The organism is Paramicrobacterium agarici, from assembly GCF_002563955.1.
GTDB classification, from domain to species: Bacteria; Actinomycetota; Actinomycetes; order Actinomycetales; family Microbacteriaceae; genus Paramicrobacterium; species Paramicrobacterium agarici.
Window position 1 is genome coordinate 1857220 of record NZ_PDJE01000001.1, and the last position, 24930, is coordinate 1882149.

A 24930-nucleotide genomic window follows, 5' to 3' on the forward strand; every position below is an offset into this window, starting at 1 on the left:
GGTCAGGCTCGAGCCTCGGGGAGTTCCGATGTGCGCGAGCTTTCTTCGAGAGAAGAGAGGACATCGGTGATGACACGGGCAAGTGCGACGGGATCATCCTCTTGAACATTGTGCCCTGTGTCGAGTTCTATGACGTGCGCGCGGGGAAGACGTCCGGTGAATTCTCGGACGCGTTCGTCACTGACGAGACCCCGCCTGGCTCGCACGAGCCAGACCGGCACCGCGACGTCGCCCAGTACGCGCCAGAGTCGCTCGGGGTCCCACCTGAGCGACGGACTCATGCCCGAAAGGTTTCCGAGGTGATGTGTGAAGACCACGCGCCCATCGTCGCGCACGCACGTGTTGAGAGCGACGCCGCGGGCGACGGATTCCCTCGACACTCCGATCCCCGCCGATCGTGCTGCCTCGACAACGTCATCGCGACGGGCAAAATCTGTCGGACCCGCGAGAAAGGCCGCGACCGGCGACGTCTCGTCCGCGCTGACTCCGGGTGTGATGTCGACGAGGATCAGACCGGCCGTGGCCGGGTCCTCCGCCGCAATGAGGGCGGAGGTGAGCCCGCCAAGCGACTGCCCGACTAGGAGGCGAGGGCCGGCGAAGCCGCGAATGACAGAAGAGAGGGATGCTGCGAGGGTCTCCGGCCGGTAGTCGGCGTCGTCGCGCCACTCGGAGCATCCGTGCCCGGGCAGATCAAGGGCGACAGCGGGTGTGCCGAGAGCTGCAGCAGTCGCGTCCCACGTGTGAGCGTTGAGCGCAGCACCGTGAAGGAAGGTGACGACGGGGCGACCATCGCCGTATCGAATGAAACTCACACGTCTGTGCTCAGCGTCGTTCGTCGACGCGCGAGCAGCGGCCTGCAGGGGGAGGGGGATGCCGAATTCGACAGCCTCCTCTTCGCGAAAGCGAAACTCGTCGTCTGCGTCGTCGACGCGATTCATGATCTGCCTTGCCGTGAGAACGTACCTGAACGCGCACGGTGGCAGTGCGATGCGGATCTGGCGCTCGCTCGTCCGTCCTGAGTACAGTTGTGACGCATGGCTCCATCATCTCGCATTCACCCGTCACGCACGCATCGTGACGCCTACACGGCGCTGAGGAATCTCTCGACGACCGTCGCCGGCATCGCCAAAGACGTCGATCTCGACCCGATCCTGGTCGAGCTCGTCCAGATGCGCGCGTCGCAGATCAACGGCTGCGCGTATTGCCTCGATGTGCACTCCCGGTCTCTTGAGAAGCTCGGGGAATCGGCTCAGCGTCTGGCCGTTCTCGCGGCGTGGCGAGAAGCGGACCTGTTCTCTCCTCGTGAGTGCGCCGCCTTGCGTCTGACCGAGGCTGTCACCCTGATCCACGCCGATCAGCTCCCCGATGACGTCTATCGGGAGGCGACAGAGCTGTTCTCTGCAGAGCAGTATGCTGCGCTGCTCTGGGTGATCGTGTCGATCAACTCATTCAATCGCGTTGCGATCGCGGGTCGTTATGAGATCGGTCCGCGATGAAGTTAGGCGTGGCTATACTAAAAACATGGTGAACGAGATCCAATCGCGGGGCGTCGGTGCCCGCGCGCGGCGCGAATCGCGCGGTCTCGGTCACGTCTACCTGCTCACGGCCGATGAGACATCGATCGCCGAGCTCGAGGCGGCGCTGCAGGCGCTTCCGTACTGCGCGCGCGGTCGCGTGTTCGTCGAAGTCGACTCGGCTGCCGACATCTCTCGCATCGATGTGCCGACCCGCATGACGGTGACGTGGCTCACGCGGGGTACCCGGTCCGGTGCGCCGGGAACGGGCGCCGCATGTGCCAACGGCGAAGCGGTGAGCCGTGCTGTCAAGGCGTGGTCCGATGAAATGCTCTACGGCTCGACGGACACTCCGCACATCTGGCTCGGTGGTCACTATCGCGGGGTCTCTGCCGTGCACGAACATCTTGTCGCCGAACTCGGGGTGGATCCCGAGCGCATCGTCACTCCTGCCCTCTACGGTCTGAGGCGCTGACTCCGTCGTGACTGCGTCGATTCCCGCCGTCACCCTGCGCACGGGACACGAGATTCCGCAGATCGGGCTCGGCGTCTACAAGGTTCCCGACGACGAAGCATGCGACGTTGTTCTCACGGCGCTCGAATGCGGCTACCGGCACATCGACACGGCGACTCTGTATGCAAATGAGTCGGGGGTCGGCGAAGGCATTCGACGCAGCGGCATTGCCCGCGACGACCTTTTTGTCACGACGAAGGTGTGGGACGCCGATCACGGTTTCGACAAGACGCTGCGCGCGTTCGACGAGAGTGCGCGTCTTCTCGGCCTCGACTATGTCGACCTCTATCTCATTCATTGGCCCGTTCCGAGCAGAAACCTCTATGTCGAGACATGGCGCGCGCTCGAACGGCTACACCGCGAGGGACGGGTCCGCTCGATCGGCGTCTCGAACTTTCACCCGCACCATCTCGAACGGCTGATGGGGGAGTCAGACACGGCGCCCGCCGTGAACCAGATCGAACTGCATCCGTGGCTCCCGCAACGAGACGTCCGGGCGTACAACAGCCGCCACGGAATCGCCACGGAGGCGTGGTCGCCGTTTGCCCGGGGTCGGATTCTCGACGATCCCCTGCTGTCGGCGCTCGCGCGCACGTACGCCGTGACACCGGCTCAGATCCTCGTGCGCTGGCATCTGCAACTCGGCAACATCGTGATACCCAAGTCGGTGACGCCCAGCCGCATCCGTTCAAATATCGATGTCGCGGGATTCGAGCTCGGAGCAGAAGATCTTGAGGCGATCGGCCGCCTCGAATCGGGGGAGCGAACGGGACAGGATCCCGACGTCCATGGGCAATGACTCACGTCACTTGCGAGATTTAGGTTAGGCAACCCATACTAGAAGGGTGACGTACAAGACGGATGCTGCAGAGCTGACAGAGGAGCGCCCAGCGTTCAGCAACTTCGATCTTCGCGTGTCGCGGGTCCGGCAGCTCAGCCCGCACTTCACGAGAGTCACTTTCGCCGGCGAGGAGCTCGCGTACTTCGGAACCGAGGGACTCGACCAGCGCATCAAGGTGGTCCTCCCGCTTCCCGACACCGGTTTCGATACCTTCCCCATGGGTGCTGACTGGTACAGCGAATGGCGCGATCTCCCGGAGCACCAGCGAAACCCGTTCCGCACCTACTCGATCCGTGACATTCGCGTCGAGGATCGTGAACTCGACGTCGACTTCGTCGCCCACGGCGACGGCGGTCCGGCTTCACAATGGGCGGCGAGTGCGCGCGCGGGTGACCGTGTCGTCGTGGTCGGCCCTGATTCGCGCAGCGCCGCTCGCGGGGTCGGTCTCACGTGGAATCCTGGCTCGGCGAAGCACTTGCTCATCGCGGGAGATGAGACGGCAGTTCCCGCGGTCAGCGCGATTCTCGAATCGCTGCCCCGCGACGCCGTCGGCCGCGTCTTTCTCGAAGTGCCGTGCCCCGACGACATTCTGCCGCTTGACGCCCCGACGGGTGTGATCGTGCAGTGGATTCCGCGCATGGCACCCGAACGCGACTACGGTCTCGGGCTCGTTGCATCGGTGTGCGACTGGGTGCGCGAGCACGTGCGCACCGTTTCTTCACCGGCGAGCACGATCGACGACATCGATGTCGATCGTGAGATCCTCTGGGACGTTCCCGACGGTGTCGATGCGCCGGGGGCGGGCGACATGTACGCGTGGATCGCTGGCGAAGCGTCTGCGATCAAGACGATCAGGCGTTTCCTCGTTTCCGAATCGGGACTGGATCGCCGGTCGGTCGCTTTCATGGGGTACTGGCGACTCGGCAGAGCCGAGAGCTGAGCCACGATGACCCGTTTCGAAAGGACACGTGTGTCGTCATTTCGCTCGATGAGCGTTGCTCTGGCCGCGGTCGCGTCCGTCGTCGTCCTCAGTGGATGTGCGTCCACCGCGGCCGAGAGCGAGTCGGCCGAATCGGCGAACGGCGCATTTCCCGTCAGCATCCACAGCGCGCTCGGCACGGCCGAGATACCCTCAGAGCCCGAACGCATCGTCACGCTCGGCCAGGGAACAGCCGACACGGTCGTTGCGCTGGGACTGACGCCGGTTGCCGTTGAGGCAGATCCGTGGGGCGGTGACGACGAGGGGTATCAGCCATGGGTGCGCGAAGCCATCGAAGAGCGGGGAGATGAGCTTCCAGCTCTCATCGAAGCCGGGGCAGAACTCGACATTGATGCAATCGTCGCGGCTGACCCCGATGTGATCCTTGCCCCGCAGTCCGGACTGACGCAGGACCAGTTCGACGTGCTCAACGACCTCGCGCCAACCGTCGCATACCCTGGGCAGGCGTGGAGCACCGCATGGGACGAGCAGATTCGTCTCATCGGTGAAGCCCTCGGGCGAACCGCCGATGCAGCAGAGCTGTCCGACGAGATCATCGAAACGCTCACAGCTGTCGCGGAGTCTCATCCGGAATGGGAGGGTACGACGTTCGCGTACACATTCACGTCGACGCCCGGAACGCTCGGTGTCTTCCAGCCCACGGAGCCGCGCGCAGCGCTCCTTGAACTCATGGGTCTCACGCCCGCGGACTTCATCACCGAGCTGCCCGTCAACGAAGGCACGTCGTCGAGCACCCTCGGGCTCGAGAATGCCGACGCGCTCGACGACACAGATCTTCTTTTCACCTGGTTCGGGGACGAGGCAGCGCAGAAAGACGTCGAATCTCAGCCTCTCTATGCTCAGATTCCCGCCATCGAGCGCGGTTCTGACGTCACCATTTATGACCATCAGTTCGTGACTGCGGCAAGCCTCATCACGCCGTTGAGCGTTCCCTGGGTGGTTGACGAATACACCCAGCTCATCGAAGAAGCCATGGAGAACCTCTGATGACCCGACTGACCGGAGTCGTGGCCGCCGCCGCGATCATTGCCCTTTCGCTCGCGGGCTGCTCGACAGCATCCGAGTCACCAGGCGACGAGTCGACGAGCGATGGCGCATTCCCCGTGACGATCGAAAGTGCCCTCGGCACCGCGGAGATTCCCGAAAAGCCCGAACGTATCGTCTCGATCGGCTGGGGAACGCCCGACATCGTCGTCGCACTCGGTGAGACACCCGTCGCGATCGAAGAAGACACGTGGGCTGGCGACGACGACGGGCTGCTGCCGTGGCTTCGCGACGCGATCGAGAAGAGCGGTGAACAGCTCCCCGAGACCTTCAGCGTGTATCCCGAGATCGACATGGATGCTGTCGTGAAGGCCGATCCCGACGTCATTCTCGCTCCGCAGTCCGGGCTTACACAGGATCAGTACGATGTGCTGTCGCAGCTCGCTCCAACGGTCGCGTACCCGGATGCTGCGTGGCAGACCGACTGGAAGACGCAGATCTCGACAGTGGCGACAGCGCTGGGGCAGACGGATGCTGCAGACGAGCTGATCGGCGGGATCGAGACGCAGCTCGCAGATGCGGCTGCTGAACACCCTGAATTCGAGGGCCTGACGTTCGCCTACGTCTACGCGGGCAAACCGGGAGAGCTTTCGGTCTATCTCAAGGGCGACCCTCGAGTCGACTTGCTTACGGCGCTCGGATTCGAACTCGACCCCGCGGTCGCCGATCTTCAGCCCGCAGAGGGCACGTTCACGGCGACGATCGGCATGGAGAACGCCGACATGCTGAGCGATGTCGATGTGCTGTTCACGTGGTACAACTCCGACGACGAGAAGGCCGCCGTTGTCGAGCAGGAGCTGTGGCAGCAGATTCCCGCCGTGCAGAGTGGCGCCGTCGTCGAGTTCATCTCGAATCGAGAACTCGGAATGGCGACGAGCGTGCTCACTCCACTGAGTGTTCCGTGGGCGCTCGACGAGTATCTTCCGCTGATTTCGGAGGGCGTCTCGCACGTCGATGGCTGATCGTCGACGGCACGGTGCCGGCCGCTACGCCATCGGCGTGGCGGCCGCTCTGATGCTGCTCGCCATCGCTGTCGCGCTGAGCCTCGGCGTCGGCTCGAAGCCACTTGAGCTAGCACAGATCATGGCTTCGATCGGCGGCAACGGCGATGAGTACGTCGATGCCGTTCTCGCAAGCCGCGTTCCGAGAACCGTGCTCGGACTCATCGTCGGTGCAGCTCTCGCTGTCGCGGGAGGAGTGATGCAGGGGGTGACGCGTAATCCGCTTGCGGATCCGGGGCTTTTCGGAATCAACGTCGGAGCCGCGGGAGCGATCGTCACGGGTATCGCGTTCTTCGGTGCAACGGTGACGGGATATGTGTGGCTTGCCCTCCTCGGAGCTGTCGTCGCCGTCGTCATCGTCTACGCGCTCGGCTCATCAAACGGACAGTCGGCGGGGACTCGTATCGTGCTCGCCGGAGCCGTCGTGACCGCGGTCTTCTCCGCCTATGTGCAGGCCGTGTCCCTGAGCTTTCCTGAGGTCTTCGACGCGTATCGCTACTGGGTGGTCGGGTCGCTTGCCGGGCGCAGTCTCGATCAGGCCTGGCTGATCCTGCCTTTCATCATCGTCGGTCTGCTTCTCGCGTTCGTTCTGGCGCCCGGGCTCAATACGCTCGCTCTCGGTGACGACATCGCGGCATCGCTGGGGCAGCGCCCGCTCGTTGTTCGGCTCTTCAGCGGAGTGTCGGTCGCCGTTCTCGCCGGCGCTGCGACAGCCGGTGTGGGGCCAGTGCTCTTCGTCGGGCTGGCCGTGCCGCATATCGCGCGTTCGGTCTCCGGCCCCGACCACCGCCGTCTGCTTCCGCTGTGCCTCATTCTCGGCCCGGTACTGCTTCTCCTCTCCGACGTCCTCGGCCGGGTGATCGCTCGACCCGACGAGCTCATGGTGGGCGTCATGACGGCGATCGTCGGAGCGCCAGCTCTGTTTATCGCGCTGCGTCGAATGCGAGGTGAGCGGCGATGACCGGGCATCATCGCACAGTGCGGATCGGCAGGCGGCTGTCTCTGCTCGTTCACATCCGCACGATGATCGTGTGCGCCCTCCTTGCCATGGCCGTCGTCGTGCTCGCGGTGCTCACGCTCGGACTCGGTGATCTCGGTGTGCCGCTCTCGGAGCTTCCCTCGGCTCTTGCGGGTGACTCGGGTGCGAGCAGCTTCGTGGTGCAGACTCTTCGCGGGCCGAGACTTCTCGTCGCTCTCGGTGCTGGTGCGGCATTTGGGGTGAGCGGATCGCTTTTCCAGCGCGTGACGCGCAATCCGCTTGGCAGTCCCGACGTCATCGGGCTCACGGCCGGTGCGTCCGCGGGCGCCGTCGCCTTCGGCATCCTCTGGCCTGGAGTCGTGCCTCTGCCGCTCGGTGCTGTCCTGGGGGCTGCGGCTGCGATCGGGGTCGTCTACATTGCGACGGGTACCGGTTTCGCGTCGCCCGGAAAGCTGATCATCGCCGGAATCGGTGTGCAGGCTATTGCTCTGTCGTTCGTGCAGTTCATGCTCACACGTGTGAAGAGCGAGCAGGCGACAGTCTTGGCGACGTGGCTGAATGGCAGCCTCGAAGCTCGATCGCTCGGCGATGTCGGGATCATCGCCGTTGTGCTCGGTGTCTTCGGAGCTGCTGCTCTTGTGCTGTCGCGTCGGCTTTCCATCGTCGAGATGGGTGATGACATCGCCGATGGCGTCGGGGCGTCGGCGAGCCGTACACGAACCATCGCCGTGACAATCGCGATTGTTCTCGCAGCGGGAGGAGTCGCGGTCTGCGGCCCCGTTGCGTTCATCGCGCTCATGGCTCCGCATCTTGCGCGCCTTCTCACACGCTCGCAGTCACCCGTTGCAGCCGGTCTCACGGGGTCGGTGCTCCTCATGCTTGCCGACGTGATGGTGCAGTTCTCGCCGCTTCCGAATCAGCTGCCCGTCGGTGTGGTCACCGCCGTGATCGGAGGAATCTTCCTCGGGGGACTCCTCGTGTCGCAGTGGCGCAAGGGCGCACTGTAGGCGGACTCTGTCTGCGCGAGTTCTCGGCGACGTCGGGCACACCACGCAGCGCTTCGAGCTAGCGTACTCGTGCGTATTGTGCGTCGGACCCGCCGCGCTGTCGGGAACGCGGCAGATAGCCGCCCTTCTCAAGGCCGGCCTCAATCTCGAACCGATTCTTCATCGGATCGAACCCCTCGAGCGCATACAGCACAGGGAACAGCAGGCCGTACGTACGCCATTGCTGCTTGTGCACGGCCTCGTGCTCGAGCACGTCTGCGCTCACGTTCGTTCGCGTGAGGTAGCACGCGCCCACGCACGAGCCTCCGCGCCCGAAGGTCCATCGGGGCATGCCGCGAAAGATGAAGAGTCCGTTCTTGCGTTCAACTCGCCCCGTCGACCAGATGAAGCCCCACACGAGACCGACGAGGGTTCCGTAGGCGTAGCCGAGCAGGCTGAGGGGAGAATTCGTGAGGATGCTGCGAATCACTCGGCTTCCGCCTGCCGCGCCTTTTCGAGCACACGCAGCCACGCTTCGCTCATGGTCGGGAACGCTGGAACCGCGTGCCAGAGCCGGTGCAACGGCACCTCTCCCACAACGGCGATGGTCGCAGCGTGCAGCATCTCGGCGACGTCATCGCCGACGAGCGTTGCGCCGAGCACGATGTGCCGCTCCGTGTCGATCACGGCGCGGAGGGTGCCTTCGTAGCCGTCTGCGTGCAGGGCCGCGCCAGCGACGGATCCGAGGTCGATGTCGATCGTCCGCACGCTCCGGCCCGCCTTTCGTGCGGCGGCATCCGTCATGCCGACTGACGCCACTTGCGGGCTGCTGAACACGACAGACGGCACTGCGTCGTGGTCTGCCGTGGCTGTCGTCTCAGACCATGGTCGTGTATCAGGCACGTCCCCCGACGCGCGCGCAGCAATCGCTGCTGCGGCCGCACGTGCCTGGTACTTTCCCTGGTGCGTCAGCAGGGCGCGGTGGTTTACGTCTCCGGCCGCATACAGCCAGTCACCGGGCACGTCCTTGACGAGCATCGTCTCATCGACATCGATCCAGTCGCCTGGAGTGAGTCCGACTGCGTCGAAGCCGAGATCTGACGTTCCAGGGTTTCGTCCCGTTGCCATCAGCACGCGGTCGGCGGTGACGGTCTCGCCCGTGGAAAGCTGGAGCATCGCGCCGCGTTCAGTGCGGGAGAGCGCCTCGACGTCGGCAATCCGCACGTCCGCTCCCGCAGAGCGCAGGCGTTTTGCGACGGCGTCTCCGGCGAACGGCTCGTGTCCGGTCAGGAGTCCGCTTCTGGCGATGACTGTCACGTTCGATCCGAGCGACGTGAATGCGGTCGCCAGCTCGGCAGCAACGACACCACCGCCGACGATGGCGAGCGAATCGGGAACCTCCTCGGCGACCGTGGCATCGCGGCTCGTCCAGATCTCGACGTCGTCGATACCAGGCAGATCGGGAACATTGGCGACAGAGCCGGTGCACACCGCGACCGCGACGCGCGCTGTGAGAGTCGTCGTCTCAACTGCCGTGACTTCGACGGTGCGTTCGCCGGTCAGTCGTCCGCTGCCGCGAACCAGCGCGATTCCAGCATCCTCAAGCCATGACACCTGACCGGAGTCGTCGCCCTTGCCCGTGAACGAGTCACGGCGGGCCAGCACGGCAGCGACATCAAGTCCCCGAACGACAGATTGCGCGGCTCCGTCAACAGCGAGGGCGCCAGCACGCGCCGCGCCCGGTCTCAAGAGAGCCTTCGAAGGAATGCACGCGCGATACGAGCACTCGCCTCCCACTTTCTCCTGCTCGACAATGACGCATGAAAGCCCCGCCTGCGTCGCATAGTCGGCGACGTTCTCGCCCACGGGACCGGCGCCGATGACCACAACGTCGTATTCGCTCATGGTCTGACACTACCCGCGCGCGGGAATGAGCGGAATCAGCGCCGGGTCAGGGCGCCCAGAATGCGCAGAATCGCGGCTAGGTCGTCGGTCGCGGCAGCGGCGGATGCCGGTGCGAATCCGGTGATCCCGGCTCCGGCAACGTCGAAGTCTTCGCGGACACGCCCGATCAGCTCGACGAGGGACGTGAGTGGAATTCCAAACGGTTCGGCCCAGTGCGTGCCATCGATGTCCGCCGGGTCGAGAACATCGAGGTCGATATGCACGTAGACGTGCGAGGCGCCGACCGACGCCAGAGTCGCCACGATGTCGTCGGCCTCGTCGGCGCTCAGAGCATGGACACCGGAACGATCGAGGTACTCGGCTTCGGCATCATCGACCGAGCGGATGCCGGCGAGCACAACCTTTCCGTGTGGCACCGGGCGCGATGCCGCAAGTACGTCGTGGCCTTCGCCGAGCACGGAGCGCAGCGCCATGCCGTCGAATGCTCCGGAGAGCGACGTATCGGCCGTGTGCAGGTCGGGATGGGCGTCGAACCACAAGACGGCGAGATCGCCACCGGTGCGCTCCATCGCGTGATCGATCGCCGCGACCTCGATCCCGCAGCCGCCCCCGATGCTCACTGCTTGGTCGGCTGTGTTTGCGAGCTGTTCGCGCAGGCGCTCGCGCACCGCGACGAGCGACGTGAACCGGCGGATTCCGGTATCCAGCGCGTCGCCCGCTCCCGTCGGAACAGCAACGTCGTGCGTTGCGCTCGCAGGCAGGTCACCTCGGATCGCCTCCGCTCCGTCGATGAGCTGCATGGCTCGTGACGACGACGAGCCTTGCCACTGCGGAACGACCATGAAAGCAGTCATTACTCAAGTATGCGACGAGGACGCTGTGGCATCAGCATCCTGAGAACGAACGGGGGCGGGTGCCGAGAATCCTCGGCACCCGCCCCCGCGCTGCGTGCATCAGGACTCGATCGAACCGCTGCTGCCGCTCTTCAGCGCTGCGAGGCGTGCTTCGACCTCGGTGAGCTCGCCCAGGTCTTCGAGCTCTTCGAACTGTGCGTCGAGGCTCGATGACGCGAGCTCCTGGTGGCCCAGCACCTTCGCCTCTTCGCGCCGGATCTTCTCATCGAATCGGCTGACCTCGCTCGTCGGGTCCATGATGTCGATGCTCTTCATGGCGTCGTGCACCTTGAGCTGCGCCTGCGCCGTCTTCTGGCGCGCCACGAGTTCGTTACGCTTCGACTTCAGCTGCTCGAGACGCTCCTTCATGCCGTTGAGGCCGTTCTTGAGCTGCTCGACAACCTGGCTCTGCGATGCGATCTGCGGCTCCGCAGTCTTCGCTTCGTTCTCCGACCCGATCTGACGCTGCAGCGCCACCTTCGCGAGGTTGTCGAACTTGTCTGCTCCTGCAGTGTCGCCTGACGCGCGCATCTGGTCGGCGCGCTTGCTGGCAGCGAGTGCCTTCGTTCCCCAGTCACGGGCGGCATCGACGTCTTCTTTGTGGTCCTGCTCAAGCATGCGCAGATTGCCGATCGTCTCGGCGATCGCACTCTCGGCCTCGGCGATGTTGTTCGTGTAATCGCGAACCATCTGGTCGAGCATCTTCTGCGGGTCCTCCGCGGCGTCGATGATCGCGTTGATGTTAGCTCGGGCAAGCTGTGCGATGCGCCCGAAGATGGTCTGCTTGCTCATGTGCTCCCTCTCGTCGCAGCCGGCCGCGCGGCCGCCGGTCGTTTCGTCTCGAGTCTACGGGGAGCGGCGTTTCGGTTTCCTGCGAATGTGCTTGGCCGTGTTTCCGACTGTGACGGTGCATGTGGCGGCGCGGGGGAGCGAGCGAGAGAATTGGGTGGGCCTAGAGAGGGGGAGTCGTGACCAACAGTGACCGGATGCTGCAGCTCGCTGTCGTCGAAGTGACCGACGCGCGCCCGCACGCGCCGGCTTATGACGCGTACACGCGCGGCATGATCAGGAGAACCGTCTCTGACGCGACGGTTCTCGGCTGGGACGCACGCCTCCTCACCGCTGAGCGTCTCGGTACAGAGGGGCTGCTCGATGCAACGGCGTCTGCCGATGCGATCGTCATCATGGGCGGTGAAGATATCGCGCCGGAGTTCTACGGCGGACAGTCCGGGTACGAGGGCGAAGGCAGGCACTTTCGAACAGCGGATGCTGCCGAGCTCGCGCTCGTCAGGCGAGCGGCCTTGCGCGCGACTCCGCTTCTCGGCATCTGCCGTGGGCATCAAGTGATCAACGTGGCATTCGGGGGAACGCTCGTGCAGCACATGGAAGAAGCCGGGCATCGGCTGACCGATCTTCCTGTCGAGTACACACTCGTGGAGCATCCCGTGTCTCTTGAACGTTCGAGCACGCTCGCACTCCGCCTGGGGGAGCACATCACGGTGCAGTCCGGCCATCATCAAGTGATTGAGCACCCTGGGCCAGGTCTCAGGTCCGTGGGCTGGTCTCACGATGGGCATATCGAGGCTGTCGAGCACGAGATTCTGCCGATTACGGGCGTGCAGTGGCATCCAGAGGCTCCGATGGCGCCGACTGACCAGCTGGAGCGGCTCCTCGACGGCCTCGAACGCGAGGCTCTTCGGCAACTCGCAGCGTGACCGGGGCGCCTTCGCGAGCAGCGGATGCGTTGCAGATAAGGTGCCGCACGTGACTCATGACCGCTATGGAACAGACGTGCTCGCCGGTGACTGGAGAAACCGCGGAAAACCCTCGCACACGGCCGTGGAGGCTGAGAAAGGCCTCGTCGTCGAAGACGCCGGAAGCGGATGGTGCGGCGCCGTCGTCGGAGTGGAGGGGCAGACCGTTGAGCTCGAGGACTACTCGGGAAAGGTGCGAGCGTTCCCTTTGGGCAAGGGCTTCATGATCGATGGCAGACCCGTAGAACTCGTCAAGGCGCGCCCCAAGGCGCGCGGTAACGCTCGCACGGCGTCTGGGTCGTTCGCCGCGCCACAGCAGCGAGCTCGCGTCGCACGGCAGAGCCGCATCTTCGTTGAAGGACGGCACGATGCCGAGCTTGTCGAAAAGGTGTGGGGTGACGACCTCCGCGTCGAGGGAGTCGTCGTCGAGTATCTCGGCGGCATCGACGACCTCGACGCGATCATTCGTGATGCTGCCCCGACACGCGACGCACGCATCGGCGTCCTCGTCGACCATCTTGTGCCCGGATCGAAAGAAAGCCGCATCGCCGAGCGCGTCGCCGCCTCGGCTCACGGTGCCAACGTGCTGATCGTCGGTCACCCCTATATCGATATCTGGCAGGCCGTGCTGCCCGAGCGCCTCGGGATCTCGACGTGGCCGACGGTACCGCGACGCATGGAGTGGAAGCACGGCATCTGCGAAGCCTTCGGGTGGCCTCACGGCGACCAAGCCGACATCGCACGGGCGTGGAAGACGATCCTCTCGCGCGTCTCGAGTTACACGGATCTTGAACCGCAGCTGCTCGGTCGCGTGGAGCAGCTGATCGATTTCGTCACGGAACCCGACTGAAAATGTTCGCCAATCGGCAAGAAGAGCGTGCACAAATCGTTATGATCCCGTATCCTCGGATGAGTTCGCGTGACAACCGGCCGGTGACCCCCACTCGGCTGAGCCGCACATGCGGGGTGGATTCCCTACTTTTCGCACCCGGTGGCTCACGGTGTGTCATGTGTGGAGGATTTTCTGGTGACTGATTCGTTCGAGACGAGGCGAGACGCCTCTGACGGCACCCCGAACGCACCCGCCACCCGTCGAGCTCGCCGAGAGATGGAGTCACGTCGCATCAAAGACCGCGGCACGGCGCACTCCGCATCGACGGCACCGCGCAAGACGCCGACAACTGCCTCACAGAAGCAACCGCGCTCGGGCAAGAGCATTGCTCGCTCGTGGGCCTCGACGGCGATCGTCGGGCTGGTCGTTCCCGGACTTTTCGCGACAATGGCACTTCCGTCATATGCGACCCCTGAAGTGGCGGGAGACGGCCCCTCCAGCTACGACATCGCAACAGCATCCGCCCAGACGCTTGACGCCAGTGGCGTCGCCGTTGAGCCGGCGCTGAACCTCGTACGCGACAGCTACGGCGCCACGACGACGGAAGAGCTCGAGGCAGCGCGCGAGGCGGCCGCGGCTGAAGCCGCGGCGAAACGCGCGGCAGAGCAGGCTAAAAAGTCGAGCTCCAGCAACGCTGGCGGAGGAAACGTCTACTCGGCGATCGCCGGAGATGGTACGGTGCGCTGGCCTCTCCCCAGTCGGGGAACGATCGGCGACGGCTTCATGAGCCGTGGCGGGTCGCACGAGGGCGTCGACATTCTGATCGCCGGGGGGACTCCGATCGGGGCCGTCGCCGATGGCGTTGTCGTGACATCGCAAGAGAGCTACGGCGGATACGGTGTCGCGGTTGTCGTCGAGCACCAGATCAACGGACAGACGGTGACATCGACGTACGGCCACATGACCTACGGCTCCCGTCAGGTTTCGGTTGGTCAGCACGTGAGCGCTGGCCAGGTGCTGGGCCTCGTGGGAAGCACGGGACGATCAACGGCCAATCACCTGCACCTTGAGATCCGTATTAATGGCGGCCTGGTCAACCCGCTCAGCTGGCTGAGCGCAAACGGCGCCTACTGATCTGCTTCGCTGTCACACCACGATCTACTGAGAGACGGCGGCTCTCCCGTTCAACGCGCTGCTGCCCTGCTGGACGACTGGGAACGCAGAATGGCCGACGACGGATTCGCCTCCGTTATGACGTCGTCACTGGCGTCTGAGAGCGCCCAGCACATGTACCGGCGACGCGGCTACGTCGGCTGCGGGTCACTACTGCTACCGGACGAGGCGAGCGAGATACTCTTCAGAAAAGAACTCGCCACGACATAACTGTGCCCCCGACAGGAATCGAACCTGCGACCTACGGTACCGGAAACCGGCGCTCTATCCGCTGAGCTACGGAGGCGAATGCACACGATGGATCGCATCGGTGCGAACCTAGGCTAGCACCCGCGAGCCCGCACCAGAAAAGCGACGCGATCTCGAGCCTGTGCATCGACCGAGAACCGACGAGCGGGGAGTCCTCCACCTGTCCATACTCGCTTGCGGGTGTGAGGATGAAGGCATGCAGCGCACCGTGACGGCACACCTGGAGTTCAGCCTCGGCGGGCAGAGTGACCTGCTGTTCCAGATCGCTGTCGCGGCGGGCACACCGATCCTCTCAGAATCATTCACGTTCTCGAATAACGGCCGGATGTATCTGCCCCGAGAGATCGTCGATCGGCATGGCACGCGCATTCTGCGCTTCACGGGCGACCCAGGAAACTACGACGTTTTCTACTCAGCTCTCGTTGCCGGTTCGCGTCCGGTCGAGCCGGTCGGTGAAATCGACCTCGTGAGCTACCTGCGGCCCAGCCGCTACGCCGAATCCGATGCCCTGTATGTGCAGGCGCGCTCGATGTTCGCGGGTCTCACAGGGCTCGCACTCGTCAACGCTGTCGCGACCTGGACTCATGACACCCTCGAGTATGTTCCCGGCTCGAGCCGAGGGACCGACAGCGCTCGTACGACCCTGAATGCAGGCAGGGGTGTCTGCCGAGACTTCGCGCACGTCGTTGTGACGATGCTGCGCGCCTGCGACGTTCCGGCCCGCGTTGCGGCGGTCTATGCGCCTGGCCTTGCGCCCATGGATTTCCACGCGGTCGCGGAAGCGTGGGTTGACGGTCGCTGGAGGGTGGTCGACGCGACGAGGCTCGCTCCGCGCCAGTCGCTCGTACGCATCTCGACGGGCCGTGACGCCTCGGACATCGCGTTTCTGACGAATCACATCGCGAGCGTTGCGCTCTCGTCTGTCGAAGTTAATGCCGTCAGCGACACACACATCGTCGACGACCACCTCTCAGCTGCCGTGCTCGCCTGAGCTACGACAGATTTCCGAGCACGAACTGCGCGATCTGCTCGGCACCGCGCGCGTTCGAGAAGTCCTTCGACGAAATCACGACCCAGTGGTCATCTGTGAAGATCTGGGCTGTTCCCACACCTGACGTGCTCGAGAAGTATCCGGTTTCGCCATACGTCGAAACGGCATCCGAGGACTTTTCAGCGTCGGCGGCAAGGTCGTCGAGGGTTTTCGGCTCGAGCTTGGCGATGGCGACGTCGATCGTCCGCCCGCTCGTGTTGTTGCTCCAGCGGCACGTGAGCCCGTTGTACGAGGCGACGGCGGCCGCTGGCGTGTCGGCTGCGGGGGAGAACTCTCCCAATGCACTGACGTTCGGGTTGAACTCGTACATCTGCTGCAGCGTGATGACCTCGTCACACGACATGCCGACATCTTCACCAGCATCCGGATGCGTAGATGGGGCCGTCGTCCCCTCATCGGGCGTCTCGCGGTGCTCGTCTGGCGGAGCGGTGTCCGAGGCGCCTGGTGTCGACGACGGGGCCGAGGAAGCACTGGAGGTGGGTGTGTCATCAGGACCGACGGGGGGAGCGCATGCCGTGAGGGTGAGGCTCGCCGCGGCCAGGGCGATCAGGGCGCTGCGACGAATGAATGCACTGCTGGCGGACATGGGTTCCCTTCGAAGGCGTCAACGACGAATCGAGAGTATCAAGCACTCGCGCGGGCGTGAGGCAGACGCGCGAGCCCGGCGTTGCGCTCGCGTTAGACTCGATGACCATGACTCCAACTGATCTTTCGCGCGTCTTGTTCGACATTCTCGCCCCCGTGGCAGAGCGACGCCGCGACGGATCATCGGCTGAACTGAACGAATCGATGGTCACGATTGAACGGCCGAAGAACCGCGATCACGGGGACTGGTCATCGAACATCGCGATGAAGCTTGCGAAGACTCTCGGAGCTAACCCGCGCGAGCTTGCCGACGAGATTGCCGAGCATCTGCAGAACACCGAGGGAATCGCGTCGGCGGAGGTCGCCGGGCCCGGGTTCATCAATGTGCGTCTCGAAGCCGCAGCGGCGGGTCAGCTGGCCAAAACCATCGTGGACGCTGGAGTCGCGTACGGACACAACGAGAGCCTCTCAGGGACGACCATCAACCTCGAGTTCGTCTCGGCGAACCCGGTCGGCCCGCTGCACATCGGACATACTCGATGGGCCGCCCTCGGAGACTCGATCAGGCGGGTTCTCGCGGCATCCGGCGCCGATGTCGCAAGCGAGTACTACATCAACGATGCGGGCAAGCAGATGGACACCTTCGGTGCTTCGGTGCTCGCAGCGGCACAGGGTGAGCCGACCCCCGAAGGCGGCTACCCAGGCGCATACATCTCAGATCTGGCCGCCGCCGTCGTCGCACGCATACCGAACCTCACGGAGCTGCCGCAGGAAGAGGCCATGACCGCGGCTCGAGAAGCGGCATACGATCTTCAGCTCGCCGAGATCAAGGAATCCCTCGCACGGTTCAACGTGCACTTCGACATCTGGTTCTCTGAACGCACCCTCCACGCAACAGGCAACGACGGCAAAAGCGATATCGACGCGGCGATCGACCGACTGCGCGAACAGGGCCACGTCTACGACAAGAACGACGCAATCTGGGTGCGCACGACGGACTTCGGTGACGATAAGGACCGCGTCATCCGTCGCGGAAACGGCGTGTACACCTACTTCGCCGCCGATGCAGCGTATTACCTCAACAAGGGGGACCGCGGCTTCAAGCACAAGATCTATCTGCTCGGCGCCGACCACCACGGGTACGTGCATCGCCTCAAGGCCGTTGCGGGCGCGGCAGGCGACGACCCCGAACGCGATATCGAGGTGCTCATCGGACAGCTGGTGAGCATCAACGGAGCCCGGCTGTCGAAGCGTGCGGGAAATATCATCGAACTCGACGACCTTCAGGCGTGGATCGGAACCGACGCGCTGCGGTACTCACTGGGCCGGTCGCCCGCGGATTCGCCGCTCACGCTTGATCCCGAGCTGCTGAGAAAGCGCACGAACGATAACCCGGTCTTCTACGTTCAATATGCCCACGCGCGCACGTGCGCCGTGGGCCGGAATGCCGCAGAGTCGGGCGTGGACCGCAGCGTCTTCGCGCCGGAGACCCTCACCCACGAGACGGAGAGCGCCCTGCTGGGAGCGCTGCAGGAGTTTCCGCGCGTCGTGGCGCAGGCGGCCGAGCTGCGCGAGCCGCATCGCGTCGCGCGCTACCTCGAAGAGGTCGCAGGCCTCTATCACCGCTGGTACGACAACTGTCGTGTCATTCCCCGCGGCGACGAGCCGGTCGAGAACGTTCACCGCACCCGGCTCTGGCTCAACGACGCATCGCGCCAGGTGATCGCGAACGGTCTCGACCTGCTGGGCGTCTCAGCTCCCGAGCGGATGTGACGTGACCGGGCTCCCGGAGGCGCAGGAGGTACCACGCCGACGCGGTGGACGACGCGTCGCGATGGCGTTCGTGATCGTCGTCGTCGTCATCGTCGCGATTCTCGGCGTGGCCCTGTGGCTCGCCGACGGCCTCATCCGCGGTATCGCGCAGGACAGCGTCGAGGACGTTCTCGAGTCAAAGCTTCCCGGTGACGTCGAGGCAGAGCTTGACGTGGCCATCGGCGGCGGACTCTTTCTTCCGCAGGCCATCAGCGGTGAGTTCTCTGAGGTGACGGTGACGACCGAGGACGCCGTCGCCAACGGCATCCCGTTCGATCTCGTGGCAACGGCACACGGCGTTCCCCTCGACGAGAACGCGGCGATCGATCACGTGAGCGCGGTCGTCAGCGGAGGAGAGGATGCTGCTAACGCGCTGCTCGTGCTCGGCGGCGCTGATCCCGACCTGAGTCTTGGCGATGGCACGCTCAGCTATGAGCAGTCGACGTCGATTCTCGGCATGACGGTCGGCTACACGCTCGTCACCGAACCAGAAGCGCACGGAGATTCCGTGACGCTGACTCCGGTTGACGTCGAGGTGGCGTCCAGCTTCGGGAACCTCGATCTCACTGGTCTGGTCAATCGGCTGCTCGGGGGCGAGCCGCTCAGCGTGTGCGTCGCATCGTCACTGCCCGAGGGGATCAGCGTCGACGCGATCGACGTGACGTCCCGAGAAGTCGCGTTGACGCTGTCTGCAGATGACGTGCCGCGCAGTGGCCCCGACCTTGCGTCTCGAGGGACCTGTGACGCCGGGTGACGCGGTTGATGCGCGGCGCAGCGTACGTTCTCGATAGACTTCGTGCCATCGCTGTAACTCTCCCGCCCCGCACGAATGGTCTTCTGTGACGCACAATCCACTCGCCCCCTCGTGGCTGACCGAGCCCGACGATGCAAACGCGCTCGCGCCAGGGCTCTGGCCGAGGACCGCCGAGCGTGAGTCATCGGGTGAGCTGCAGATCGGCGGTGTGCCGGCGACGGAGATCGCGCGCCAGTTCGGCACGCCCGTGTACGTGATCGATGAGCGTGAAGCTCGCGAGCGTGCCGACGATGTCCGCGGCGCGCTGCAGGACGCATTCGAGAAGATCGGCAGCCACACGCACGTGTACTACGCGGGGAAAGCCCTGCTGACGAGCGTCGTCGCGCGCTGGATGGTCGACGCCGGTTGCCGCATCGACGTGTGCTCGGGCGGAGAACTCGCGGTCGCGCTCGCCGCAGGAGTCGAACCAGGAGATATCGGGTTTCACGGCAACAACAAGTCGCTTTCCGAGATCGACCGCGCCGTCGGCTCCGGCGTCGGCACGATCATCATCGACAGCATCCAGGAGATCGGCAGAGTGGCCGAAGCTGCCGCGCGCCATGGCGTACGGCAGCGCGTTCGCCTGCGCGTGAACAGCGGGGTGCATGCGCACACGCACGAGTTTCTCGCCACGGCGCACGAAGACCAGAAGTTCGGTCTGTCGCTCGAGGACGCGCCCGACGCGGTGCAGCGCATCCGCCATGCTGAGAGCCTCGAGTTCGTCGGGCTGCACTGCCATATCGGTTCGCAGATCTTCGGAGCGGGCGGGTTCGCAGAGTCCGCGGCGCGACTGCTCAGCGTGCACAAGGAGCTGTTGCGCGACGGCCCGGTACCCGAGCTCAACCTCGGGGGAGGCTTCGGAATCGCATATACGAGTGCCGATGCGCCGACGCCCATAAGCGACCTCGCAGACGCCATTGCCGCGATCGTGCGCGATGAATGCGGCAAGCTGCAGATTCCCGTTCCCGACATGGCTTTCGAGCCGGGGCGCGCGATCATCGGGACAGCGGGCATCACGCTCTACGAGGCAGGAACGACCAAGCCCGTCACGGTCGAAACCGCAGAAGGGCCGCACACTCGTCTGTACGTCAGCGTCGACGGCGGAATGAGCGACAACGCTCGCACAGCGCTCTACGACGCGGATTATTCTGTGCGCATCGCGTCGCGACGCTCTGCCTCGACGCCCGCGCTCGTTCGCATAGCGGGCAAACACTGCGAGTCCGGCGACATCGTCGTGTCCGACGACTACCTACCCTCCGACGTCAAGCCCGGAGATCTCCTCGCGGTTCCCGCTACCGGCGCGTACTGCTGGTCACTCGCGAGCAATTACAACTACCTGGGACGGCCGCCGATCGTGGCCGTTCGCGACGGCCACGCGCGTGTGATCGTGCGCGGCGAGACCGAAGCCGACCTCATGGCGCGCGACGCCGGATTGGATGGACGATGATCGACAGCCGCACCCTCAGGGTCGCCCTGCTCGGGGCCGGTTCCGTTGGCTCGCAGGTTGCCCGGATGCTGATCGAGAACCGACAGGAGCTCGCCGCTCGCTCCGGAGCCGATCTCGAGCTCATTGGCATCGCGGTGCGTGATGTCGACGCGAAGAGGGACGTGGAACTGCCACGAGAGTTGTTCACCACAGATGCAGAGTCGCTCATTCTCGGGGCGGACATCGTGATCGAGCTCATGGGCGGGATCGAGCCGGCCAAGTCGCACATTCTCGCTGCCGTCAATGCGGGTGCCGACGTCGTCACGGGAAACAAGGCGCTGCTGGCCGCTCACGGACCCGAACTGTTTGCCGCAGCCGAGCAGGTGGGAGCGGAGATCTCGTACGAGGCATCCGTCGCCGCGGCGATTCCGATTCTCCGGCCCCTGCGCGACAGCCTCGCCGGCGATAACATCCGCAGTGTTCTCGCGATCGTCAACGGATCTACGAACTTCATTCTCGACCGCATGGACCGGTTCGGCGAGACCATGGACGAGGCATCGAAGCTCGCGTTCGAGGCCGGCTATCTCGAAGCGGACCCGACACTGGATGTTGAGGGCTACGATGCCGCGCAGAAGGTGACGATCCTCGCCGGTCTCGCATTCCACTCGCAGATCGATCCGTCGAAGGTGCACCGAGAGGGCATTACCGACGTCACAGCAGAGCAGATTCAGGCCGCCCAGTCCGCCGGATACGTGATCAAGCTCCTCGCCGTGGCCGAACGCCTCACAACGGCCGACGGCGAGCACGGCATCTCGGCGCGCGTCTACCCGGCACTCGTTCCGCGTGAGCATCCGCTCGCCTCGGTGTACGCCGAGAACAACGCCGTATTCGTGGATGCCGAGGCGGCGGGTCCGCTCATGTTCTACGGTGCTGGTGCAGGCGGCGTGCAGACCGCATCCGCGATTCTCGGAGACGTCGTATCAGCCGCGCGTCGCCATGTCGCCGGCGGACCAGGACTCAACGGATCGAGTCACGCCGGGCTGCCCCTGCTGCCGATCGACGACGTCATCACGAAGTGCCAGATCAACCTTCGCGTCGAAGACCGCCCCGGCGTGCTCGCCGAGGTGGCCGGAATCTTCTCCCGCTGCGGCGTGTCTGTGCAGACGGTCGAGCAGACGATCGGCGAAGACGAAGAGGGGCTCGCGACGCTGATCATCGGCACCCACAGGGCACGCGAGAAGGCGATCCGCGACGTTGTCGACGCTCTGCAAGACGCCAGCGCGACCGATCGGATCGTGAGCGTGCTGCGGGTCGAAGGAGCACAGTAATGGCACTCCTCCGGCGCGGCATCGCCGAGCACTATCTCGAGGTGCGCGCGTGAGCGTCGTGGGGCGCCGAGTGGCAGTGAGGGTTCCTGCGACCTCTGCGAACCTCGGTCCGGGTTTCGACACTCTGGGGCTGGCGCTCTCCATGTACGACGAGCTGACCGTGACGGCGACCGATCGTCCAGAGGTCACTGTTGCCGTGACCGGCGTCGGTGCGGGGGAGGTCGCGCTCGATGAGACAAATCTCGTCGCGTCGTCGGCCCTCGCCACATTCGCCGCCGTCAGGCAGGAAGCGCCCGGCATGCACATCGAGGCGCACAACTCGATTCCACACGGTCGGGGCCTGGGATCATCCGGCGCTGCCGTCGTCGCCGGCATCGCTGCCGCGAAGGGTCTGCTTGAGGGAACAGTCTCGTTCACCGAAGACCTCCTGCTGGGCATCGCCTCGGAGCTTGAGGGTCACCCCGACAACGTTGCGCCGGCGCTTTTCGGAGGTCTCACGATCGCGTGGACCGGCGCTGACGGTCCGCGGCACAAGAAGCTCATGCCGCACCGCGGTGTCTCTCCGTTGGTGTTCATTCCCGAGTCGACGCTGTCGACGCGCCGAGCACGCGAACTGCAGCCCATCAATGTTCCGCACGCCGACGCGGTGTTCAACGTGTCACGGTCTGCTCTGCTCGTTGCTGCCATGCTGCAGAGCCCGGAACTGCTCTTCCACGCCACCGAGGACAAGCTTCATCAGAGCTACCGTTCGTCGGCGATGCCGGAGACAGCCGATACGATCGCGCTGCTTCGTGCACACGGGTATCCCGCAGTCGTGTCGGGTGCCGGCCCCTCGATTCTCGTGCTCTGCGATGGCCCGGGGGACCGACTGGAAGCAGCGAGGCTCGTGCAGGGCGAAGCCGCCATTCCGTGGCGCGCCGAGATGCTCGCCGTCGACTTCAAGGGTGCTACAGTAGTACCGATCCCATAGGGAAACACCAGTCACGGTGAATCTGACCCTCGGATCATTCACCAATCACAGTCCTTACCCGTCGTGTTTCGTGTTCTGACATCTCTGGGACATCACAACGGCGTAAGCGGCTCTCCCTGCCCCATCATCGATGGACAGGATGAGAAAGGAACACTCCCCAGTGACAGACGCAGGAACCCGCGCAGACGGCGCGGCCCGCGGCACGAACCTTCAGACCCTGAAGGTCGCAGAGCTGCAGAAACTGGCTGCCAGCCTCGGCGTCCAAGGCGCCTCAAAGCTTCGCAAGGGCGAGCTCATCGCCGCGATCTCAGAAAAGCAGGGCAGCGGCAGCGGGCAGAGTGCACCCGAGGCACAGACGCCCGAGGCACAGACACCCGAGACGCAGACGCCCGAGGTGCAGGCACCCGAAACGCAGACCGAGAAGAAGCGGACACCTCGCGGATCTCGACGTGTCTCGACGTCAATCATCGAACCAACCGCGTCGACAGCAGACGACCAGTCCGCCTCGCCGAGCGAGCCCGTGCAGACCACGCCAGAGCAGGCCGCCGAGTCGGTGCTCGATGCGCCGTCCGACAGCAGACGCGACAATGGTCAGTCGTCGCAGCCGGCGAACGCCGCGAGCGACAATGGCGATAACAGCACGTCGGAAGCTGCCGCGAGCGACGCGCAGCGCGAGGCTCGTGACGGAGGCGACCAGCGCGACAAGAAAAACGGCAAGCGCAACGGGCGCCGTCGTGGCCGCAAGGGCGACGACGACAGTTCTGGATCGCAGGACACCGGCACTCAGAACGGATCGAAGCCGTCCGAGAGCGAGTCGGCGTCTCCGTCGGGCGACGACTCGGCATCGGCCGAATCATCGGATTCCGATGCAGACGGCAACGATGATCGCAACCGGGGGCGCAACCGCAACCGGAATCGCAACAATCGCGGTGACGCGCAGAACGACGACCGCCAGCAGGGCCGCCGTCAGGGCAACGACCGTAACGACGGCAACAAGCAAGACGACCAGGGCGGTCGTGGACGCAATCGTTATCGAGACCGCAAGCGTGGTCGCAACGACGAGGTTGAGCCGGAGATCACCGAAGACGACGTGCTCGTCCCGATCGCCGGAATTCTCGACGTTCTCGACAACTACGCTTTCGTTCGCACAACCGGCTATCTCCCGGGCGCAAACGACGTTTACGTCTCACTCGGCCAGGTCAAGAAGTACAACCTGCGCAAGGGAGATGCGATCGTCGGCGCCGTGCGCCAGCCGCGCGAGGGCGAAAACAACTCGCGCCAGAAGTACAACGCGCTCGTCAAGATCGACACCATCAACGGACAGTCAACGGATGACGCATCCGATCGCGTCGAGTTCGGCAAGCTCACGCCGCTCTACCCCCAGGAACGCCTGCGCATGGAGACCGAGCCTGGCAAGCTCACTCAGCGCCTGATCGACCTCGTCTCGCCTGTCGGCAAGGGACAGCGCGGGCTGATCGTCGCTCCGCCCAAGGCGGGCAAGACGATCGTGCTGCAGCACATCGCGAACGCGATCGCGACGAACAATCCCGAGGTGCACCTCATGGTTGTTCTCGTCGACGAGCGTCCCGAAGAGGTCACCGACATGGAGCGCACGGTCAAAGGCGAGGTCATCGCCTCGACGTTCGATCGCCCTGCCGAAGACCACACGACGGTTGCTGAGCTTGCGATTGAGCGAGCGAAGCGGCTCGTCGAGCTCGGGCACGATGTCGTCGTGCTGCTCGACTCGATCACGCGTCTGGGGCGCGCCTACAACATCTCTGCACCGACGAGCGGACGAGTTCTCTCCGGCGGAGTCGACGCCGCAGCGCTCTACCCGCCGAAGCGGTTCTTCGGCGCCGCGCGCAATATCGAGAACGGCGGCTCGCTCACGATTCTCGCGACAGCCCTCGTCGAGACGGGATCGAAGATGGACGAGGTCATCTTCGAGGAGTTCAAGGGAACGGGCAACTCCGAGTTGCGCCTCTCGCGCCAGCTCGCCGACAAGCGCATCTTCCCGGCGATCGACGTGAACGCGTCGTCGACGCGGCGTGAAGAAATGCTTCTCGGTCAGGACGAAGTCAAGGTTACGTGGAAGCTCCGCCGTGCCCTGGCAGGACTCGACACGCAGCAGGCGCTCGAGGTCGTGCTCGGCAAGCTCAAGGAGACTTCGTCGAACGTTGAGTTCCTCGTGCAGATGCAGAAGTCGATCCCTCAGCCCGGGACGAACGGTCACGGGCATGAGCGCGACCACCGTTAGCTGATTGTCGAACCCGTCTGTTC

Annotated in this window: 24 protein-coding genes and 1 tRNA gene; 18 read left to right on the forward strand and 7 right to left on the reverse strand. The window is 64.6% G+C overall.

Going from position 1 to position 24930, the window contains the following annotated elements; genetic code table 11:
- Nucleotides 1-2: 2 nt before the first annotated feature.
- Entirely contained in the window at nucleotides 3-938 is a 936-nt protein-coding gene (locus tag ATJ78_RS09100; RefSeq protein WP_098407308.1) for an alpha/beta fold hydrolase, read from the reverse strand.
- A 96-nt stretch (nucleotides 939-1034) separates the two neighbouring features.
- Here ATJ78_RS09100 and ATJ78_RS09105 point away from each other — a divergent pair, with 96 nt between their 5' ends.
- The 8 genes from ATJ78_RS09105 to ATJ78_RS09140 are packed head-to-tail and all read left to right on the forward strand — an operon-like array spanning nucleotide 1035 to nucleotide 7900.
- The gene (locus ATJ78_RS09105) at nucleotides 1035-1496 is read left to right on the forward strand and encodes a carboxymuconolactone decarboxylase family protein (protein WP_098407309.1); all 462 of its coding nucleotides are present in this window, start codon (nucleotides 1035-1037) and stop codon (nucleotides 1494-1496) included.
- A gap of 25 nt (nucleotides 1497-1521) precedes the next feature.
- Entirely contained in the window at nucleotides 1522-1989 is a 468-nt protein-coding gene (locus ATJ78_RS09110; RefSeq protein WP_098407310.1) for an SIP domain-containing protein, read from the forward strand.
- Nucleotides 1990-1996: 7 nt separating this feature from the next.
- A complete protein-coding gene (locus ATJ78_RS09115; RefSeq protein WP_098407311.1) occupies nucleotides 1997-2827 on the forward strand; it encodes an aldo/keto reductase in 831 nt (276 codons plus the stop codon).
- A gap of 46 nt (nucleotides 2828-2873) precedes the next feature.
- Nucleotides 2874-3809, forward strand: coding sequence for a siderophore-interacting protein (locus ATJ78_RS09120; RefSeq protein WP_245836261.1), 936 nt, complete (start codon nucleotides 2874-2876; stop codon nucleotides 3807-3809).
- A gap of 30 nt (nucleotides 3810-3839) precedes the next feature.
- Nucleotides 3840-4856 (forward strand): ABC transporter substrate-binding protein, encoded by a 1017-nt coding sequence (locus ATJ78_RS09125; protein WP_245836262.1) that lies wholly within the window; start codon nucleotides 3840-3842, stop codon nucleotides 4854-4856.
- Nucleotides 4856-5875 carry an iron-siderophore ABC transporter substrate-binding protein gene (locus tag ATJ78_RS09130; protein ID WP_098407313.1) on the forward strand — a complete coding sequence of 340 codons (1020 nt, stop codon included), beginning with the start codon at nucleotides 4856-4858 and terminating at the stop codon, nucleotides 5873-5875. The genes ATJ78_RS09125 and ATJ78_RS09130 overlap by 1 nt, the downstream gene beginning before the upstream one ends.
- A complete protein-coding gene (locus tag ATJ78_RS09135; protein ID WP_098407314.1) occupies nucleotides 5868-6875 on the forward strand; it encodes a FecCD family ABC transporter permease in 1008 nt (335 codons plus the stop codon). The genes ATJ78_RS09130 and ATJ78_RS09135 overlap by 8 nt, the downstream gene beginning before the upstream one ends.
- On the forward strand, nucleotides 6872-7900 hold the full coding sequence (locus tag ATJ78_RS09140) for a FecCD family ABC transporter permease (RefSeq protein ID WP_098407315.1): 1029 nt from the start codon (nucleotides 6872-6874) through the stop codon (nucleotides 7898-7900). The genes ATJ78_RS09135 and ATJ78_RS09140 overlap by 4 nt, the downstream gene beginning before the upstream one ends.
- 58 nt (nucleotides 7901-7958) lie before the next feature.
- Here ATJ78_RS09140 and ATJ78_RS09145 read toward each other — a convergent pair whose 3' ends face one another.
- The 4 genes from ATJ78_RS09145 to ATJ78_RS09160 form a co-directional block, all read right to left on the reverse strand.
- Nucleotides 7959-8369 (reverse strand): Fe-S oxidoreductase, encoded by a 411-nt coding sequence (locus ATJ78_RS09145; protein WP_098407316.1) that lies wholly within the window; start codon nucleotides 8367-8369, stop codon nucleotides 7959-7961.
- Entirely contained in the window at nucleotides 8366-9784 is a 1419-nt protein-coding gene (locus ATJ78_RS09150; RefSeq protein ID WP_098407317.1) for a dihydrolipoyl dehydrogenase family protein, read from the reverse strand. The genes ATJ78_RS09145 and ATJ78_RS09150 overlap by 4 nt, the downstream gene beginning before the upstream one ends.
- 35 nt (nucleotides 9785-9819) lie before the next feature.
- The gene (locus tag ATJ78_RS09155; protein WP_098407318.1) at nucleotides 9820-10638 is read right to left on the reverse strand and encodes an arginase family protein; all 819 of its coding nucleotides are present in this window, start codon (nucleotides 10636-10638) and stop codon (nucleotides 9820-9822) included.
- 99 nt (nucleotides 10639-10737) lie between these two features.
- Nucleotides 10738-11469, reverse strand: coding sequence for a PspA/IM30 family protein (locus tag ATJ78_RS09160; protein WP_098407319.1), 732 nt, complete (start codon nucleotides 11467-11469; stop codon nucleotides 10738-10740).
- A gap of 176 nt (nucleotides 11470-11645) precedes the next feature.
- On the opposite strand from ATJ78_RS09160, the gene ATJ78_RS09165 reads away from it, so the two are divergent.
- The 3 genes from ATJ78_RS09165 to ATJ78_RS09175 all read left to right on the forward strand — a co-directional run bounded on the left by ATJ78_RS09165 (nucleotide 11646) and on the right by ATJ78_RS09175 (nucleotide 14397).
- Nucleotides 11646-12392: a gamma-glutamyl-gamma-aminobutyrate hydrolase family protein gene (locus ATJ78_RS09165; RefSeq protein ID WP_245836263.1), complete on the forward strand. Its 747-nt coding sequence runs from the start codon at nucleotides 11646-11648 to the stop codon at nucleotides 12390-12392.
- A gap of 49 nt (nucleotides 12393-12441) precedes the next feature.
- The gene (locus tag ATJ78_RS09170; protein ID WP_169923340.1) at nucleotides 12442-13281 is read left to right on the forward strand and encodes a DUF3097 domain-containing protein; all 840 of its coding nucleotides are present in this window, start codon (nucleotides 12442-12444) and stop codon (nucleotides 13279-13281) included.
- 177 nt (nucleotides 13282-13458) lie between these two features.
- Nucleotides 13459-14397: a M23 family metallopeptidase gene (locus tag ATJ78_RS09175; protein ID WP_245836264.1), complete on the forward strand. Its 939-nt coding sequence runs from the start codon at nucleotides 13459-13461 to the stop codon at nucleotides 14395-14397.
- 252 nt (nucleotides 14398-14649) lie between these two features.
- Here the strand turns inward: ATJ78_RS09175 and ATJ78_RS09185 are convergent.
- Nucleotides 14650-14722, reverse strand: a tRNA-Arg gene (locus tag ATJ78_RS09185).
- A 159-nt stretch (nucleotides 14723-14881) separates the two neighbouring features.
- Here ATJ78_RS09185 and ATJ78_RS09190 point away from each other — a divergent pair.
- Complete coding sequence (locus ATJ78_RS09190; RefSeq protein WP_098407323.1) at nucleotides 14882-15676, forward strand: transglutaminase-like domain-containing protein; 795 nt, start codon at nucleotides 14882-14884, stop codon at nucleotides 15674-15676.
- 1 nt (nucleotide 15677) lies between these two features.
- Here the strand turns inward: ATJ78_RS09190 and ATJ78_RS09195 are convergent, their stop codons facing one another.
- Nucleotides 15678-16322 carry an arginyl-tRNA synthetase gene (locus ATJ78_RS09195; RefSeq protein ID WP_098407324.1) on the reverse strand — a complete coding sequence of 215 codons (645 nt, stop codon included), beginning with the start codon at nucleotides 16320-16322 and terminating at the stop codon, nucleotides 15678-15680.
- Nucleotides 16323-16429: 107 nt separating this feature from the next.
- On the opposite strand from ATJ78_RS09195, the gene ATJ78_RS09200 reads away from it, so the two are divergent.
- From ATJ78_RS09200 to rho, 6 genes are all read left to right on the forward strand, one after another.
- Entirely contained in the window at nucleotides 16430-18094 is a 1665-nt protein-coding gene (locus ATJ78_RS09200; RefSeq protein ID WP_098409298.1) for an arginine--tRNA ligase, read from the forward strand.
- A 1-nt stretch (nucleotide 18095) separates the two neighbouring features.
- Nucleotides 18096-18887, forward strand: coding sequence for an LmeA family phospholipid-binding protein (locus tag ATJ78_RS09205; RefSeq protein WP_143741397.1), 792 nt, complete (start codon nucleotides 18096-18098; stop codon nucleotides 18885-18887).
- A gap of 85 nt (nucleotides 18888-18972) precedes the next feature.
- The gene (lysA, locus tag ATJ78_RS09210; protein WP_098407326.1) at nucleotides 18973-20373 is read left to right on the forward strand and encodes a diaminopimelate decarboxylase; all 1401 of its coding nucleotides are present in this window, start codon (nucleotides 18973-18975) and stop codon (nucleotides 20371-20373) included.
- On the forward strand, nucleotides 20370-21680 hold the full coding sequence (locus ATJ78_RS09215) for a homoserine dehydrogenase (RefSeq protein WP_098407327.1): 1311 nt from the start codon (nucleotides 20370-20372) through the stop codon (nucleotides 21678-21680). The genes lysA and ATJ78_RS09215 overlap by 4 nt, the downstream gene beginning before the upstream one ends.
- 49 nt (nucleotides 21681-21729) lie before the next feature.
- A complete protein-coding gene (gene thrB, locus ATJ78_RS09220; RefSeq protein ID WP_098407328.1) occupies nucleotides 21730-22650 on the forward strand; it encodes a homoserine kinase in 921 nt (306 codons plus the stop codon).
- Nucleotides 22651-22810: 160 nt separating this feature from the next.
- The gene (rho, locus tag ATJ78_RS09225) at nucleotides 22811-24907 is read left to right on the forward strand and encodes a transcription termination factor Rho (protein ID WP_434061489.1); all 2097 of its coding nucleotides are present in this window, start codon (nucleotides 22811-22813) and stop codon (nucleotides 24905-24907) included.
- Nucleotides 24908-24930 lie beyond the last annotated feature (23 nt).